The sequence below is a fragment of the Streptomyces sp. NPDC057474 genome, assembly GCF_042802555.1.
In the GTDB taxonomy this organism is placed as follows: domain Bacteria; phylum Actinomycetota; class Actinomycetes; order Streptomycetales; family Streptomycetaceae; genus Streptomyces.
The window spans coordinates 1-1,243 of sequence record NZ_JBHVDX010000502.1; the positions used below are offsets into that span (position 1 = coordinate 1).

Genomic DNA, 1,243 nt, shown 5'->3' on the forward strand with positions numbered 1-1,243 from the left:
GCTTTTAGGGGCGCGGGGAACTGCGCGAACAACCCCACCCGCCCGCCCGCGCCCGAAGAACTCACCGAGGGGGACGGGTCGGTAGGGGCCGCGGGGGGGCGCTACGCGTTGGTGGCCGCGACCCACCGCTCAAGAACCCGCCGCGCCGACCCCGAGTCGATCGACTCCGCCGCCCGCTCCATCCCGGCCCGCAACTGCTCCGCCAGCGACCCGGACGGCGGCTCAAGTGCCACCAACGCCGCCGCCGAGTTCAACAGCACAGCGTCCCGCACCGGCCCCGTCTCCCCACCCAGCAACCGCCGCGCGACATCCGCGTTGAACGAGGCGTCAGCCCCCCGCAACGCCTCCACCGGCACCAGCTCCAGCCCCACATCGCGCGGATCGAAGGCCTCCTCGGTCACCTTGCCGTCCCGTACGACCCACACCCGCGACGTGGCCGTCGTCGTCAGCTCGTCGAGCCCGTCGTCGCCCCGGAAGACCAACGACGAGTTGCCGCGCTCGGCGAAGACGCCCGCCATGATGGGCGCCATCCGTGGATCGGCGACCCCGACCGCCTGGGCGCGCACCTTCGCCGGATTGGCCAGCGGCCCCAGCGCGTTGAAGACGGTCCGGATGCCCAGCTGCCCGCGCGCGGCGGCCACATGACGCAGCGCCGGATGGAACTTCACCGCGAAGCAGAAGGTGATCCCGGCCTCCTCGGCGACCTCGGCCACCCGCTTCGGCGTCAGCTCCAGATTGACGCCCAGCTTCTCCAGCACATCGGACGCGCCGGACGCCGACGACGCGGCCCGGTTGCCGTGCTTGACGACCTTCGCGCCCGTACCGGCGACGACGATCGACGACATCGTGGAGATGTTGACCGTCTTGGCGCCGTCCCCGCCCGTACCGACGATGTCGACGGTCTTCCCGGACACCTCGATCACATGGGCGTGCTCGTACAGCGCCTCGACGAGACCGGTGATCTCGTCGACGGTCTCCCCCTTGGCCCGCAGCGCCACCACGAACCCGGCGATCTGCGCGTCCGTCGCCTCGCCGCGCATGATCTGGTCCATGGCCCAGAACGTGGCGCCGACGTCCTGGTCGTGCCCGGACAGCAGCGCGTTCAGCACGGCGGGCCAGGAACGGCCCGCCGCGGTGTCGCCTCCAGCGGGGGTCACAGCGCTCATAGCCGCTCCTGGGTGTCATAGCCGCGAGCAGGGAATGCCGCGCGGACCGTGGAATCACTGATGCGCCCACCCTATCC

General features: G+C 71.4%; 1 protein-coding gene. It reads right to left on the reverse strand.

Features of this window, described 5'->3' with window-relative positions:
• Window positions 1-101: 101 nt before the first annotated feature.
• Window positions 102-1,166, reverse strand: coding sequence for an anthranilate phosphoribosyltransferase (gene trpD / locus ACFU53_RS48080; RefSeq protein ID WP_384007035.1), 1,065 nt, complete (start codon window positions 1,164-1,166; stop codon window positions 102-104).
• Between the last annotated feature and the right edge of the window lie 77 nt (window positions 1,167-1,243).

Excerpts from the sequence above, each read along its gene's own strand:
- trpD (WP_384007035.1), bottom strand. The coding sequence starts at position 1,166 with ATGAGCGCTGTGACCCCCGCTGGAGGCGACACCGCGGCGGGCCGTTCC.